The following is a 14468-nucleotide window of genomic DNA, read 5'->3' as shown; positions in this document are numbered from 1 at the left end:
TGTAGATGACGGTTCCGACACGGTGGGGGAGCAACGACGTGCCACGAGTACCAGCCCGCGAGTCCGCCGGCGGCACCCAGAGTGTCGAGCGCGCGCTCTCGCTGCTGTCCGCGTTCACCGAAGAGCAGCCCGAGCGGCGCATCTCCGAGCTGGTGGCCGCCACCGGGCTGGGCCAGTCGACGGTGTCGCGGCTGGTCGGCGCGCTGGTCAACCTGGGGTACCTGACGCACCACGGGCGTAGCGGGCTGTACGGCGTCGGACCGCGGGTCATCACGCTGGCCGGCATCGGGCTGAACCAGTCGCCGGTGCACCAGCAGTCGCGCCAGCTCGCGCAGAACCTCGCCGCCACGCTGGGCCTCGGCGTCAACGTCGCCGAGCGCCACGGCGCCAGCCTGTTCTACCTGTGCCACTTCGAGGGCGCCAACGCGCCGCGGCCGTCGACCCTGATCGGCCGCGGCGGCCCGCTGCACGCCACCGCCATGGGGAAGGCGCTGAGCAGCGAGCTCTCGCCCGACGAGCTGCGCGAGCTGATCGGCTCCGAGTACCCCCGCTACACCCCGCACACCATCTCGTCCTACGACGAGCTGGCCACGGCGCTGCAGGACGTCCGCTCCCGCGGCTACGCCACCGAACTGGAGGAGCTGGCGTTCGGCCGGGCCTGCGTGGCGGCGCCCATCCGCGACCGGTCCGGCCAGGTCATCGCGGCGCTGTCGGTGTCGGGACCGCTGTCGGCGATGAACCTGCCGGCCCGGCAGGACGAGCTGGCGATGATCGCCATCGAGCACGCCGACCAGATCTCGTCCAACCTCGGCTACCACGCCACGGTCACCGCGCTGCCCTGATCACGGGAGCGCGGGCATGACCTCCTCGGCGAACGTGCGCAGCTGGTCGGGCGGTCCGCCGAACACCAGGACGTCGGCACGGTGCTCGGTGGCGAGCACGCTCAGCTCGTCGATCCACTGCGACACCGGGCCGGCGAGGTAACCCTCGGAGACGCCGTCGGTGATGGCGCCGCCGACGTTGAAGACGCGGCGGACGGCGGACGGGTCGCGGCCGGCGGCGACGGCGGCGGCGTCGACCCGATCGTTGAGCTCGGGCAGCCGGCGCAGCACGTCGGCGTTGACGGACGGGACCCAGCCGTCGGCCAGCCGGCCGGTCAGGGCCAGCGCCCGCGGGCCGTACGCGCCGACCCAGATGCCGATGTCGTGTGCCGGCAGCGGCCCGGAGTGCACGCCGCGCAGGTGGTAGTGGTCGCCCTCGAACCGCAGCCCGCGCTCGCCGCTCCACAGCAGCCGGATCACCTCGATCGCCTCGCCGAGCGCCGCCAGCGCCTCCCCCGGCGTCCGCCGCACGCCCCCGTAGCCCTCGATGGCGTCCCAGAACGCGCCCGCGCCCAGCCCCAGCTCGAACCGTCCGCCGGACAGCACGTCCAGCGACGCCGCCGTCTTGGCCAGCACGCCGGGCGGGCGCAGCGGCAGGCAGGCGACGTCGGGGAAGACGCGCAGCGTGGACGTGGCGGTGAGCACGGCGCTCGACAACGCGATGGTGTCGGCGAAGCGGCGTTGGTACGGGTGGTCCTGGATGCCGACATACTCGAACCCGAGCGACTCGGCCAGCCGCGCGGTCTCGACCAGCGGCTGGGACGCGTCGGGCACCAAAAAGTAGCCGAAGCTCACCATGTGGACGGCCGCCGATCGCGCCACGGACGGGCCGCCTCCAGCTGCGCCGCCAGCGACAACAGCGTCTCCTCCGTGCCGTGGCGGCCGCCGAGCATGACGCCGACCGGCAGCGTGACGCCGTCGGCCTCAGCGGTCTCGAGCGGGACGCTGACGGCCGGCCAGCCGGTGAGGTTCCAGACGCTGGTCCACGGCGTGAACGCCATCTGCGCGGCGAAGTCGGCGGCGGGGTCGGCGTCGTCGCGCTGCGAGCCGACCGGCGCCGGGAGCTGCGCCAGCGTGGGGCTCAGGATGACGTCGTAGGCCGCCCAGGTGGCCGCCGTCTCGCGCGTCGTCGTCTGGATCAGCCCGAGCGCCGACGCGTAGTCGATGCCGCTGACCGACCGGCCCTTCTCGCGCAGCCAGCGGGTCAGCGGCAGCAGCAGGTGCTCGTGCTCGGGCGGCACCGGCGCGCTCAGCGCCAGCACCGACCAGATGGCCTCGAAGGAGTCCCAGCGCTCGGCCGTGAACGGCACCGGCGCCGGCTCGACCAGGTGGCCGAGGTCCTCCAGCAGCCGCGCGGTGCGGACGACGGCGGCCAGGCAGGCGTCGTCGACGGGTGCGTCGTCGACGATGACCGGGGTGGTGAGCAGGCCGACCCGCAACTGCCCGGGCTCGCGCTCGCAGGCGTCGAGGAAGGTGGTGCGCGGCGGCGCGAGCGCGAAGAGGTCGCCCGGCCACTGGTGCGACAGCACGTCGAGCAGCGCCGCGGTGTCGCGGACGTCGCGGGTGAGCACCCCGTTGGAGGCCAGGCCGGCGCCCTCGGGGCGGTACGGGCCGGGGCTGACGCGGCCGCGGGTGGGCTTGAGGCCGACCAGCCCGCACGCGCTGGCCGGGATGCGGATGGAGCCGCCGCCGTCGCTGCCGTGGGCGATGGGCGCGATGCCGGCCGCGACCGCCGCCGCCGACCCGCCGCTGGACCCGCCGGCCGACCGCGTGGTGTCCCACGGCGTGCGGGCCGGCGGCGCGATGTCGGGCTCGGTGTACGGCGGCAGGCCGAACTCGGGGGTGTTCGTCTTGCCGAGCATCAGCGTGCCGGCCTGGCGCAACAGCGTGACGACGCCGTCGTCGGCGGGCGCCACGAAGTCGCCGAGGGCGGCGCTGCCGGACCGGAACGGCACGCCGGCCACCATCGCGAGGTCCTTGACGGGACACGGCACGCCCAGGAACGGCGGCAGCTCGTCGCCGGAGCGGGACTCGCGGAGCAGGATCTCGGCCTCGGCGGCCTGCTCGCGGGCGAGGTCGGGGGTCAGGGTGACGAAGGCGCCGATGGACGGGTCGAGCCGTTCGGCCCGTTCGAGCGCGTGATCGGCCACCTCGGACGGCGACACCTCGCGCTTGCGAACCGCTGTGGCCAGCTCCAACCCGGTCAGCTCATGGATCTCGCTCACGTCTTCGACCCTACGGTGCCCGGACGTCCAGCGCTCACGATCTTGCCTGACGTTGTCACAGCCAGCGGTTATGGTGACTTTCACAACCAGCAACGGAACCAGTTCATCGGAGGCGGCGATGAGCGACGACGGCCGGACGTCCGGCGTGCGGCCCAGCGGGCCCCCGGGCGGCTTCGACGACCCCGATCCACCGGCAGCCACCGGGCTCACCGGACTGCGGCAACGCCTGGGCACGCCGTCCGGCGCCACCACGCCGCGGCCGCTGCGCACCCGGCGCCGCGCCGACCTCTCCACGCTGGCCTCGCTGGTGCTGGCGCTGCCGTGGTTCGTGTTCAGCCTCACCGTGGTCGGCATGGTCGGGCTGGGCATCGGCGCACTGGTGGGCAACACCACCGTCGTACCCATCCTCTGCATGGTGTTGTGGCTGGCCAGCGGCGTGCTGATCTTCTACCGGCCGGTCGAGATCGGCGTCGCCCGGTTCTTCCTGCGCGCCCGCCGGCCCACCCCCAGCGAGCGCGAGCGGCTGGACCACGCCTGGATCGAGGTCACCCAGTCCGCCGGGCGCGACGGCGGCAAGTACCAGCTGTTCATCGAAGACAGCGACGCGCTCAACGCCTACGCGGCGTCCGGGCACATCGTCACCGTCACCCGCAAGACGCTCGAGGCCATGCCGCACCACCACCTCGCCGCGGTGCTGGCGCACGAGCTGGGCCACCACCTCGGCGGGCACCCGTGGAGCAACCTGCTGGCGTACTGGTACTCCGTGCCGGCGCGGCTGCTCACCCGGGCGCTGCGACTCGTGCTGCGACTGGTGGTCGCGCTGTTCTCCATGCTGTTCGCGGTCGTCGCCCGCATGCCCGGGCTGGCGTCGTTCGTCGCGAAGGTCATCACGTGGTCGCTGCTGCTGTTCGTGCTGTTCTTCGTGACGGTGCTCATGCTCACGGCGGTGCGGTCCGGGCAGGTGTGGGCGCCGCCGACGGTCGCGCTGATCGTGCTGACGCCGCTCATCCTGCCCTGGCTGGCCCGGCGCAGCGAATACCGCGCCGACCGCATCGCCGCCAACCTCGGCTACGGGCACGCGCTGGTCGAGGTGTTCGAAGACTGGCTGCGTCAGGGCATGGACGACGACCGCCGCACCTTCGTGCTGCGGGCCCGGCTGTTCAGCACCCACCCGGCGCTGGCCGCGCGCATCAAGCGGCTCGACGCCTACCTGCGGAAGAACGCTTAGGGGAGCCATGCCGATCCGACGACGCCGCCGCGGCGAGACCCCGTGGGACGTGCTGCGCGACGCCCATCCCGACGCCGCCGTGGCCATGGACCGGCTGGTGCAGGACGGCCGGCTGTCCGACGTCGACACCGCCCGCATCGCCGGCGCGCTCGACGCCCGGTCCGGCGACGCCAGCGCGCTGGCGCAGCTGGCCGACGAGATCGTCCGGTACGGCCCGGCCGCGCTGTCGCACCCCTCGGCATTGCACGACCTCCCGGTGCCGCGGCTGGCCAAGCACAACCTCGCGCTCGGCCAGGTCCGGCTCGGCCGCACCGTCCAGGACCCTCACGCCGACACCGTCATCGCCCAGGACTTCGGCGTCGACCACGACGTGTTGCGCACGTCGCTGCTGGTCATCGGCCCGCCCGGGTCGGGCAAGACGCGCGGCTTCGCGCTGCCCATCGTCGAGCACCTGTCGCTGTCGGCGCTGGCCGGGCAGTCCAGCGTGGTCGTCGTCGACCCCAAAGGCGACGACTTCGCGCACCAGGGCTGGTTCGACGTCACCATCGACCCCCTCAACCCCACCACCGGGTTCGACCTCTACGGCGGCACCCAGCACCCCGACACCGCGGCCGACCGGCTGGCCAGCGCCATGCTGCCGCCGTACGTCACCGACGACATGGCGTACTTCATGGACGGCTCGCGCAACGCGCTGTACGCGTGCCTGGCGCCGTTCCACCTGGCGTTCGGGCGGTGGCCGAAGATCCGCGAGATGCTGGCGCTGCTGCGCTCCGAGCAGGGCATGACCGACCAGGTGAAGGCGAACCTGCGCGGGTCCGAGGGCAAAGAGGCCAAGGCGCTGCTCGACAGCCGCCGCGACCAGCAGGCCCGCAACGCCGACCCCGCCGCGTCGCTGGTCGAACGGTTCCAGCTGCTGGCCCGGCCGCGGCTGATGGAGTTGTTCGACCGCGAGAAGACCTTCCGCATGCACGACATCAACAAGCCGCTGCGGGTGCGGGTGTCGCTGCCCGAGGCCGAGTTCCCCGACGCCACCCGCATCCTGGCCCGGCTGGTGGTGTCGCAGTTCGTGCAGGTCACGTCCGCGCCCGACACCAACCGCGGCATCTTCAAGGCGCTCGCCATCGACGAAGCCGGCCGCTTCGTCGACGACTACGTCGCGCGTGGCGTGCAGAAGCTGCGCTCCAACAACGCCGGGCTCATCCTGCTGGCGCAGACCATCAGCGACTTCCCGGTGCAGGTCCGGGCCACGGTGTTCGGGTCGGTCGGCTGCAAGGCGGTGTTCGGCGGCATCGACCCGGTCGACGCCAAGGTGTTCTCCGACTGGTTCGGCGACCACTGGGTGTCCGAGGTCAGCTACAGCCAGGGCGAGGCGACCGGTCTGGCCCGCACCAGCGGCAGCTCCCGCGACAGCCGCGGCGGCTGGAACCGCTCCGACGGCGAGACCCGCAACTGGGGCGTCACGAAGGGCACCAACCTGCGCCGGGTCGAGCGGCCCCGGTGGACGGTCTCCGACATCGTCACCCGCATCCCCGCCGGCCACTGCGTCGTCGCCCTCTCCCGCTCCGACGGCACCCGCACCGGCCCGACGCTGATCAACCTGCGCGCCTGACCAGGCCGACACCGCAGGGCCGTCGCCGGCGGCCCCGCTGCCCGGCTGCCCCCCTGCCCGGCACCGTCCGGGTGCGTTGACACCAGCGCCAACAGTTGGCGGCCTCGTCACCCCCTCGGCAACTCTCACCGGCCCGACGCTGATCAACCTGCGCGCCTGACCAGCCCGACACGGCAGGGCCGTCGCCGGCTGCCCGGCTGCCCGGCTGCCCGGCGGCTCCGCTGCCCCGCTGCCCCGCTGCCCAGCTGCCCAGCTGCCTGGCACCGTCCGGATGCGTTGACACCAGCGCCAACAGTTGGCGGCCTCGTCACCCCCTCGGCAACTCTCACCGGCCCCGAGCGCACGTGCGGGCCCATTCCGGCTATAGTCGCATCCGTGATCACGGTCCGTCGGTATCCGTATTTTGCGCAGGCTCCGGGTGGAGCCGGGCGTGTCATGCGCTGACCGACGAACCACCCGGAGCCAGCTGGGCAGAGACGTCTCGTCTCTGCCCTTCGTCATGAGACGGGCCGGCTCGGTGGTGATCCGACGGGACGTCCCGCTCGTCGCAGAGGAGACGTAGTACCCATGTCCGAGCCGCAGTCCCCCACCGGTGATCTCCGCGTCACCGGGTTCCAGCCGCTCGTCCCGCCCGCACGCATGCTGGCCGAGTTGCCGATGGACGAAGAGCACGCCGCGCTGGTCCGCGACAGCCGGGCCGAGGTCCGGCGCATCATGGCCGGCGAGGACGACCGCCTGCTAGTGGTCGTCGGGCCGTGCTCGGTGCACGACCCGGTGGCGGCGCTCGACTACGCGAACCGGCTCCGGCCGGTGGCCGACGAGCTGCGCGACGACCTCGCCATCGTCATGCGGGTGTACTTCGAGAAGCCGCGCACGACGGTGGGCTGGAAGGGGCTGATCAACGACCCCGGACTGGACGAGACGTTCGACGTGCGGCGCGGGCTGCGCATCGCCCGCGAGCTGCTGTTCGAGGTGCTCGGCGCCGGGCTGCCGGTGGGCTGCGAGTTCCTCGAGCCGATCAGCCCGCAGTACATCGCCGACACAGTGTCGTGGGGCGCCATCGGCGCGCGCACCCCGGAGAGCCAGGTGCACCGCCAGCTCGCCTCCGGCCTGTCCATGCCGGTCGGGTTCAAGAACGCCACCAGCGGCGACGTCCAGGCGGCCATCGACGGCTGCACGGCGGCGGCGCACGGCCACGTGTTCTTCGGCGTCGACCACGACGGCCGCGCGGCCGCCGTCAGCACCGCCGGCAACCCCGACTGCCACGTCATCCTGCGCGGCGGCAGCGCCGGCCCGAACTACGGCCCCGGCCACGTCCGCGACGCGCTGGCGCTGCTGCACAAGGCGCAGCTGCCGGAGCGGCTGGTCATCGACGCCAGCCACGGCAACAGCGGCAAGGACCACGAGCGGCAGGCGGTCGTCACCCGCGAGATCGCGCAGCAGATCGCCGGCGGCCAGCGCGGCATCGCCGGCGTCATGCTGGAGAGCTTCCTGGTGGCCGGCCGGCAGGACATCGGCGCGACGCCGCTGGTGTACGGCCAGAGCGTCACCGACGCGTGCATGAGCTGGGAGACGACGACGGACCTGCTCAGCGAGCTGGCGACGGCGGTTCGAGCGCGCGCTGGACGGTGAGCGTCGCCAGCAGCGCGGGCAGGGCGGGGAAGAACAGCGGGACGGCGGCCGGCGTCGTGAGCCAGCCGCCGACCGCCAGCCCCGCGACGAGGACGGCGACGGCCAGCGTGGCCAGCGGCCGCCGCCAAGCCACCTCCGCCGCGACCTGCCACGACCGCACGGCGGGGAGGTCGAGGTGGGCCACGACGGCGGGCAACTGCAGCAGCGTCGCCAGGTAGCCGGCCGCCAGCACCGCCATGCCCGCCGCGAACGGCGTCGACCGCGCCAGTAGCAGGTAGAACACCACCACCCAGACGGTGACGATGGGCAGGCCGAGCACCAGCTGCGACGAGCGCAGCGACGCGCGCCACGTGGCCCAGAAGTCGTGCCACAGCCGCGGCGAGCGGCCCAGCAGGTAGCCCCGCAGGACGGCGTACAGCGCGGCCGTGGCCGGGGCCAGCCCGAACAGCACCAGCCCGGCCAGCACGCCGAGCAGCCACAGCAGGTTGAGGGCGGCCAGCCGCACGGGCCAGTCGAGGTACCCGTACAGCCGGCCGAACCGCCCGCCGACCTCGATGTCCGCCATGGTCCTCCCGTGCGTCACAGGTCCAACGCGGTCAGGATCTCATCCAGCAGCGCCCGGCCACCCGCGTCCAGCGGCTTGGCCGGCAGCCGGACGGCCGTGTGCTCGATGATGCCGCGGCGCACCAGCACCTCCTTGTGCACCGCCCACGCGATGCCCTGCTGCAGGCCGTGCACGATCAGAGGCAGCAGCCGGGCGAACGCCGCCCGCGCCTCGGCCCGCTCGCCGGCGTTCCAGGACGCCAGGATCGGCGCGAGCAGGTCGGGGAACTCGCAGGCCGGCATGGTGCCGATCGACCCGCGCGCGTACTCGTCGAGCACGAACTGCGAGTTCTGGCCGCCCAGGACGGCGAACCCGGCCCCCTCGTCGGCGACGGCGTCGGCGACGGCGCCGACCTTGGGCACCGTGGGCGGCGCCTCGACCTTGACCGACGTGACGCCGTCGAGCTTGCTCAGCTCGACGATCAGCGACGGCGACATCGCGACGCCGGTGACGCCGGGCGCGTCCTGCACCATGACCTCGGTGCCGGCGGAGACGGCGAACTCGCCGATGCGGCCGTAGAACTCGACCAGCTGGTCCGGCCCCGGCTTCACCATGAACGGCGGCAGCACCATGAGCGTGTCGGCGCCGGCCGTCGCCGCCTCGGCGGCCTGCTCCAGCGCCGTCACCGACGACGTCCCGTTCACCCCGGCGACGACGGGGACGGCGGTCCCGATGACGTCGCGGACGTCGTGCAGGATCTGCTGGCGCTCCTCCAGCGTCAGCGCGAATCCCTCGCTGGCCATCCCGAACACCGCGACGCCGTCGACGCCGGAGGCCAGCTGGAACTCGACCAGCCGGCGCAGGCCCGGCCGGTCCAGGGCGCCGTCGGGAAGGAAGGGGGTGGCCAGGATCGGGACCAGGCCGTGGACGGTGTGGGTCATACGGTTCGACTCTCCTCGGCGATCACGCGGATGGCTTCTTCGTCGACGTCGACCCCGAGACCGGGGCCGGTGGGCAGGGGGATGCGGGCCGGGCCGGTGGCCAGCGGCGTGCGCACGATCCGCTGCCCGACCTCGGTGGACAGCGGCTGGTACTCGAACGCCGTCAGCAGCTCGACGGCCGCGGCGACGTGCAGGCCGGCGGCCAGCGCCACGGCCTGGCCGGTGGAGTGGTGCGGCGCGACCGGGACGTGCCGGGCGGCGGCCAGCTCGGCGATCACCATGGCCTCGGTGATGCCGGTGCGGCCCACGTCGGGCTGGGCGATCGCCACGGCGCCGGCGTCGAGCCACTGCCGGAACTCGTAGCGGTGCCGCAGCGACTCGCCGGCCGCGATCGGCACCGGGGACCGGCCGGCCAGTTCGACGTGCCCGGCGAGGTCCTCCGGCGCCAGCGGCGCCTCCAGGAACCAGCCGGACCGCTCGGCCAGTCCTGCGGCCAGCCGCAGCGCCTCGGTGAAGGAATAGGCCCAGTGCGCGTCGACGGCCACCCGCAGCGCCGGCGCGGCACTGCGGACCGCGTCGACGGTGGCGAGGTCGGCGTCGACGCCGTACCCGAGGTGCAGCTTCACCGCGGTGGCGCCGCGGTTCGCCCAGTCGCGGGCCAGCCAGGCGCGGGCGGCATCGGACGGGCGCGGCAGCCCCGAGACGTACACCGGCAGCTCGTCGCGGAACGCGCCGCCGAGCAGGTCGGCGACGGGGCGCCCGGCCAGCTTCCCGGCGAGGTCCCACAGCGCGATGTCGACGGCGGCCAGCGCGTCGGCCTGGTGCCCGGCGAGGTGGCCCCGCTCGCGCATGAGGTCGCGCAGCCGGGACCAGGCGGGCCGCGGCCGGGTCGCGTCCATGCCCCGCAGGACCGGCGCGAGCAGCAGGTCGACGATCGAACCGGGCACCTCGGGGGCCACCGGCGCCAGCGCCTCGCCCCAGCCGGCGGTGCCGTCGTCGGCCGTCACCTTGACCAGCAGCGTCTCGAACCGGTCGGAGTAGAGGCTGCGCCACGGCTCGCGCACGGAGTAGCCGGGGCCGATCTCGCTGCCGTCGCGCAGCGTCCCCAGATAGGCATCGTCGGCGGCGACCTTCAGGATGAAGGTCTCCACATCACGAATCACCATCAGGTATCCGAGGAGGGCTTGACGTGATGCAACATATGCGTAACTCTCCCACATAGTGCACGCAACCTTCAATATCAGGAGCGACAGTGGCGTCGGAGCAGAGCACGAACCAGAGCGTCGAGAAGGCGGCGAGTGTTCTTGCCGCCTTCCTCGACGGGCGTGCGCTGCGGGTCTCCGACGTCGCGAAGTACGCCGGGCTGGGTCAGTCGACGGCGTCGCGGCTGCTGGCCACGCTGGAGTCGCTGGAGTACGTCGAGCGTGACCCGGCCAGCAACCTGTACCGGCTCGGCCCGGCCCTGCTCACGCTGGCCGGTGTCGCGATCAACCAGCATCCGGTGCACCGCGAGGCCCGGCAGGCGGCACAGCTGCTGGCCGGAACGCTGGGCCTCGGCGTCAACGTGGCGGTCCGGCACGGGTCGTCGCTGTTCTACCTGTGCAACTTCGAGGGCCGGCTGGCGCCGAAGTCGTTCACGCTGATGGGGCAGCGCAACCCGCTGCACGCCACCGGCATCGGCAAGTGCCTGTTGCTCGCCCTCACCCCGGCCCAGCGCCGCGAGCTGGTTCCCGACCTGCACCGCTACACGCCACGCACGATCTGCGACCACGACGAGCTCGACACCGCGCTCGACCTGGTCGCGCTTCGCGGCTACGCCACCGAGGTCGAGGAACTGGCGCTGGGACGCTCCTGCGTCGCGGCCCCGGTGCTCGACCAGTCCGGCGAGATCGTCGCCGCGCTCTCGATCTCCGGCCCGCTCTCCGCGCTGGGACTCGCCGACGGCGATCCCGAGCTGGCCAGCACCGTCATCGAAGTGGCCGACTCGATCAGCGTCGGCCTCGGCTATCTCGGTCCCCGGCACGCGCCGGCGGAGCGGCACTGACCTTCACGTTCACCGACAAAGGAGTCCGCGAGAACCATGTCTCGAACCCGACGCACGCTGCGCTGGGCGGCCGCCGCATCGGCCGTCGCCCTGACGGCCACCGGCTGCAACCTCGTCGGCAGCGGCGAGGACGACAGCGGCAACGACGACGCCTCCGGCGAGAACGTCACCATCACCGTCGCGCTGGTCCCGGACCCGCCCGGCGCCAGCGAGTTCTACCGGGCCCAGTTCGACCAGTTCGAGGAGGAGCACCCCGACATCACCGTCGACGTCATCGAGAACCCCACGGACCAGCAGCTGGGCGCCGTCGAGCTGATGTTCCAGCAGGGTGACCCGCCGGACGTGTTCCGGGCGCAGGCCGAGGGCTTCGACCGGATGTACGAGCGCGGCTGGACGCACTCGCTGGAGGAGTTCGTCACCGACGACTTCATCGACCGCTTCCCCGAGGGCACGATGGACCCGGCGACCTCCGGCCTGCACCGCGACGGCGAGCTGTACACGCTGCCGCTGGTCACCGGGAAGTGGGACGTCCGCGTGCTGCTCTACAACGAGGCGGTGCTGCGCGACAACGGCTACGACGGCCCGCCGGAGACGTGGGGCGAGCTGGAGGAGATGGCCACCACCATCACGCAGAACGGCGGCGGCTCCGTGTTCGGCTACGCGCCGACGGACGGCAAGGCCATCGCGGTCGAGATCCTCGCCCAGACCGCCGTGCCGTACTCCGTGGTCGGCGACGGCATCGACTTCCGCACCGGCCAGCCGGCGACGGCGTCGCCGGGCATGGTCGAGGCGGTCGAGCTGCACCGCCGGATGCAGGCCAACAGCGTCATGGTGCCGGGCTGGGAGAGCTGGGACGGCGCCCGCGCGTTCACCGAGTTCGCCGCCGGCACGATCGCCATGTACCCGAGCGCGCCGTGGCACGTCGCGGAGATCCGCAAGCTCAACCCGGAGATCGAGCTGGGCATCGCCGCCTTGCCGGTGCCGGACGACGGGCGCGGCGCCTACACGCCGATGAAGCGCTCGTTCCAGCCGATCTGGTCGATGTCGTCGGAGACCGAGAACCCGGAGCAGGCGTGGGAGGTCATGGACTTCCTCGCCTCCGAGGACTTCCACCGGGCCTACTACGAGGAGTTCGGCACGCTGACGGCGGTCGAGAGCGCCTGGGCCGACCAGGCGGCGGAGAACCCGGACCAGTCGGCGATCCTGGCGGTCGCCGAGGAGGGCATGCGGCTGGTGCCGAACCCGACCCTCGCCAGCCCGGGCGGCGCCGCGATCCAGCAGGCCAGGGCGCAGCGGCCGGAGCTGAAGCACACCGACGCCGCGGTCGACGCGATCATCAACAACAAGCCGTTCCTGCCGATCGCCGAGGCCCTCGACACCCAGATCCAGACGTTCCTCGACGAGACGCTGGCCGGGCTGAGCGGCACGGCCACCATCGACGACATCACGTTCCCCGGCTGGGATCCGCTCGAGAACTTCACCCCGGAGCAGTAGTCCATGGCTTCGACGCACGCCCCCGCCCGGCGGCCACGCGCCGCCGGGCGGCCCCGGGCCGCGCGCTGGCGCCGGCACGCCTGGAGCTACGCGTTCCTGCTGCCCGCCGCGCTGCTGTTCCTCGGCTTCTCGATCTGGCCGATGGTGGCCAGCTGGTGGTACTCGTTCTTCGACTGGGACGGCGTCGGCACCCCGACGGAGTGGATCGGGCTCGACAACTTCCGCGAGGTGCTCGGCTCGGACGCGTTCTGGGACTCGTTCTGGCACTCGTTCCTGTTCTCGCTCGCCGCGCTGACGATCGAGCTGCCGCTGGCGCTGGTGCTGGCGATCCTGCTGAACAACGCCTGGCTGCGCGGGCGCAACGTGTACCGGCTGGCGCTGTTCCTGCCGGTGGTCACGACGACCGCGGTGGTCGGCATCGTGTTCGCGATCCTCTTCGACCCGATCCGCGGCGTGGTGAACACCGCGCTCGCCGACATCGGGCTGATCGACTCGCCGATCAACTTCCTCGGCTCGACGTCGACCGCGCTGCCCACGCTGATCGGCATCGACATCTGGAAGGGCTTCGGCATCACGCTGATCTACTGGCTGGCGGCGCTGCAGACGATCCCCAAGGACATCCACGAGGCGGCGCTGATCGACGGCGCCAACCCGCGGCAGTCGCTGCGCTTCGTCGTGCTGCCGATGCTGGTGCCGCTGGCGATCGTCATCCTGCTGCTCGTCTTCCAGCGCAGCCTCAACACCTTCGACCTGGTGCAGGCGACCACGCAGGGCGGGCCGAACTACTCGACCGACGTCGTACCGACCTACATCTACCGGTTCGCGTTCGACCCGTTCCTGCAGGCGCCGAGGTACGGCTTCGCCTGCGCGGCCGGCGTCGTCTTCGGCGTGATGACCCTGCTGATCACGTTGCTGCAGGCCCCGGTTCTGCGGCGTCAGTACAAGGCGGGAGCGACATGAGCACCACCGAACTCGTCCGCGAGACACCGGCGCCAGCCGCGCCGTCGCGGGCGGACCGGCGCAACCGCTGGTACCGGATCCGGCCCAAGCTGTGGCACCTGTTCCTGATCCCGTTCTGCCTGCTCTGGGTCTACCCGTTCATCTGGATGGTGTCGGCGGCGTTCAAGTCGCAGCGCGAGATGCTGCTCGGCGGGCTGTCGCTGATCCCGGACGAGTGGACGTTCGACAACTTCGAGCGGGCCTGGACGACGGCGAAGTTCGGCGACTACACGATCAACACCGTCACGTTCTCGATCGCGGTCGTGGTGCTGGTGCTGCTGACGTCGTCGACGGCCGGGTACGCGCTCTCGCGGCCGGACCTGCCGGGCAAGAAGGTGATCGTCGCCATCCTGATCGCCACCATGTTCATCCCGCACGGCTACACGATCATCCCGGTGTTCCTGCTGGTGAACGACCTGGGCCTGAACAACGGCCTGCTCGGCGCCGCGCTGGCGCAGGCCGGTCCCGCGCTCGTCGTGCCGATCCTGCTTTTCATGGGGTTCTTCGCCGGCATCCCCCGCGATCTGGAGGACGCCGCCCGGGTGGACGGCGCGGGCTACCTGCGCACGTTCTTCCGGGTGATGCTGCCGCTGGCCCGGCCGGTGATCGGCACGGTCACCCTGCTCAACTTCATCACGGCCTGGAACTCGTTCTTCATCCCGCTGGTGTTCACGCTCGGCAATCCGGATCTGCGCACGCTCGGCGTCGGCATGTACAACTTCTTCGGCCAGGAGGGCACCGACTGGACCGGCATGGCCGCCGCCGCCTGCATCAGCACCATCCCGATCGTGATCGTCTTCCTGTTCCTCCAGCGCACGTTCGTCGAGGGCATCGCCGGCGCGGTCAAGAGCTGACCGCGCCCCTCACGGAA

13 protein-coding genes are annotated in these 14468 nt (G+C 72.3%); 8 read left to right on the top strand and 5 right to left on the bottom strand.

Annotated elements, in window-relative coordinates; translation table 11 throughout:
* The first annotated feature begins 5 nt into the window (after nucleotides 1–5).
* Nucleotides 6–842: an IclR family transcriptional regulator gene (locus BLV02_RS31185; RefSeq protein WP_069112179.1), complete on the top strand. Its 837-nt coding sequence runs from the start codon at nucleotides 6–8 to the stop codon at nucleotides 840–842.
* On the opposite strand, the gene BLV02_RS31180 is transcribed toward BLV02_RS31185, so the two are convergent.
* On the bottom strand, nucleotides 843–1679 hold the full coding sequence (locus BLV02_RS31180) for an LLM class flavin-dependent oxidoreductase (protein WP_069112324.1): 837 nt from the start codon (nucleotides 1677–1679) through the stop codon (nucleotides 843–845). It abuts the gene before it with no gap.
* Nucleotides 1673–3106 (bottom strand): amidase, encoded by a 1434-nt coding sequence (locus tag BLV02_RS31175; RefSeq protein WP_069112180.1) that lies wholly within the window; start codon nucleotides 3104–3106, stop codon nucleotides 1673–1675. Before BLV02_RS31175 ends, BLV02_RS31180 begins: the two co-directional genes overlap by 7 nt.
* Before the next feature lie 118 nt (nucleotides 3107–3224).
* Here BLV02_RS31175 and BLV02_RS31170 point away from each other — a divergent pair, with 118 nt between their 5' ends.
* The 3 genes from BLV02_RS31170 to BLV02_RS31160 all read left to right on the top strand — a co-directional run bounded on the left by BLV02_RS31170 (nucleotide 3225) and on the right by BLV02_RS31160 (nucleotide 7575).
* Nucleotides 3225–4334 (top strand): M48 family metalloprotease, encoded by a 1110-nt coding sequence (locus BLV02_RS31170; RefSeq protein WP_216094286.1) that lies wholly within the window; start codon nucleotides 3225–3227, stop codon nucleotides 4332–4334.
* 7 nt (nucleotides 4335–4341) lie between these two features.
* Nucleotides 4342–5943, top strand: coding sequence for a type IV secretory system conjugative DNA transfer family protein (locus BLV02_RS31165; RefSeq protein WP_069112181.1), 1602 nt, complete (start codon nucleotides 4342–4344; stop codon nucleotides 5941–5943).
* 567 nt (nucleotides 5944–6510) lie between these two features.
* A complete protein-coding gene (locus BLV02_RS31160) occupies nucleotides 6511–7575 on the top strand; it encodes a 3-deoxy-7-phosphoheptulonate synthase (RefSeq protein ID WP_069112182.1) in 1065 nt (354 codons plus the stop codon).
* On the opposite strand, the gene BLV02_RS31155 is transcribed toward BLV02_RS31160, so the two are convergent.
* From BLV02_RS31155 to BLV02_RS31145, 3 genes are read right to left on the bottom strand one after another with little or no spacing between them, the layout of a single operon-like run.
* Nucleotides 7532–8140, bottom strand: coding sequence for a DUF624 domain-containing protein (locus tag BLV02_RS31155; protein WP_069112183.1), 609 nt, complete (start codon nucleotides 8138–8140; stop codon nucleotides 7532–7534). The genes BLV02_RS31160 and BLV02_RS31155 overlap by 44 nt on opposite strands.
* Nucleotides 8141–8154: 14 nt before the next feature.
* Nucleotides 8155–9060 carry a dihydrodipicolinate synthase family protein gene (locus BLV02_RS31150; RefSeq protein WP_069112184.1) on the bottom strand — a complete coding sequence of 302 codons (906 nt, stop codon included), beginning with the start codon at nucleotides 9058–9060 and terminating at the stop codon, nucleotides 8155–8157.
* A complete protein-coding gene (locus BLV02_RS31145; protein ID WP_069112185.1) occupies nucleotides 9057–10226 on the bottom strand; it encodes a mandelate racemase/muconate lactonizing enzyme family protein in 1170 nt (389 codons plus the stop codon). Before BLV02_RS31145 ends, BLV02_RS31150 begins: the two co-directional genes overlap by 4 nt.
* Before the next feature lie 86 nt (nucleotides 10227–10312).
* Here BLV02_RS31145 and BLV02_RS31140 point away from each other — a divergent pair, with 86 nt between their 5' ends.
* From BLV02_RS31140 to BLV02_RS31125, 4 genes are read left to right on the top strand one after another with little or no spacing between them, the layout of a single operon-like run.
* Complete coding sequence (locus BLV02_RS31140) at nucleotides 10313–11104, top strand: IclR family transcriptional regulator (RefSeq protein WP_083288773.1); 792 nt, start codon at nucleotides 10313–10315, stop codon at nucleotides 11102–11104.
* Between the two features lie 36 nt (nucleotides 11105–11140).
* Complete coding sequence (locus BLV02_RS31135) at nucleotides 11141–12598, top strand: ABC transporter substrate-binding protein (protein WP_069112187.1); 1458 nt, start codon at nucleotides 11141–11143, stop codon at nucleotides 12596–12598.
* A 3-nt stretch (nucleotides 12599–12601) separates the two neighbouring features.
* Entirely contained in the window at nucleotides 12602–13558 is a 957-nt protein-coding gene (locus tag BLV02_RS31130; RefSeq protein WP_069112188.1) for a carbohydrate ABC transporter permease, read from the top strand.
* Nucleotides 13555–14451 (top strand): carbohydrate ABC transporter permease, encoded by an 897-nt coding sequence (locus tag BLV02_RS31125; RefSeq protein WP_083288774.1) that lies wholly within the window; start codon nucleotides 13555–13557, stop codon nucleotides 14449–14451. The genes BLV02_RS31130 and BLV02_RS31125 overlap by 4 nt, the downstream gene beginning before the upstream one ends.
* The last annotated feature ends 17 nt before the right edge of the window (nucleotides 14452–14468 follow it).

The sequence above is a fragment of the Jiangella alba genome, assembly GCF_900106035.1.
In the GTDB taxonomy this organism is placed as follows: Bacteria; Actinomycetota; Actinomycetes; order Jiangellales; family Jiangellaceae; genus Jiangella; species Jiangella alba.
The sequence above is the reverse complement of the archived record's forward strand: the minus strand, read 5'-3'. Positions and strand labels throughout refer to the sequence as shown.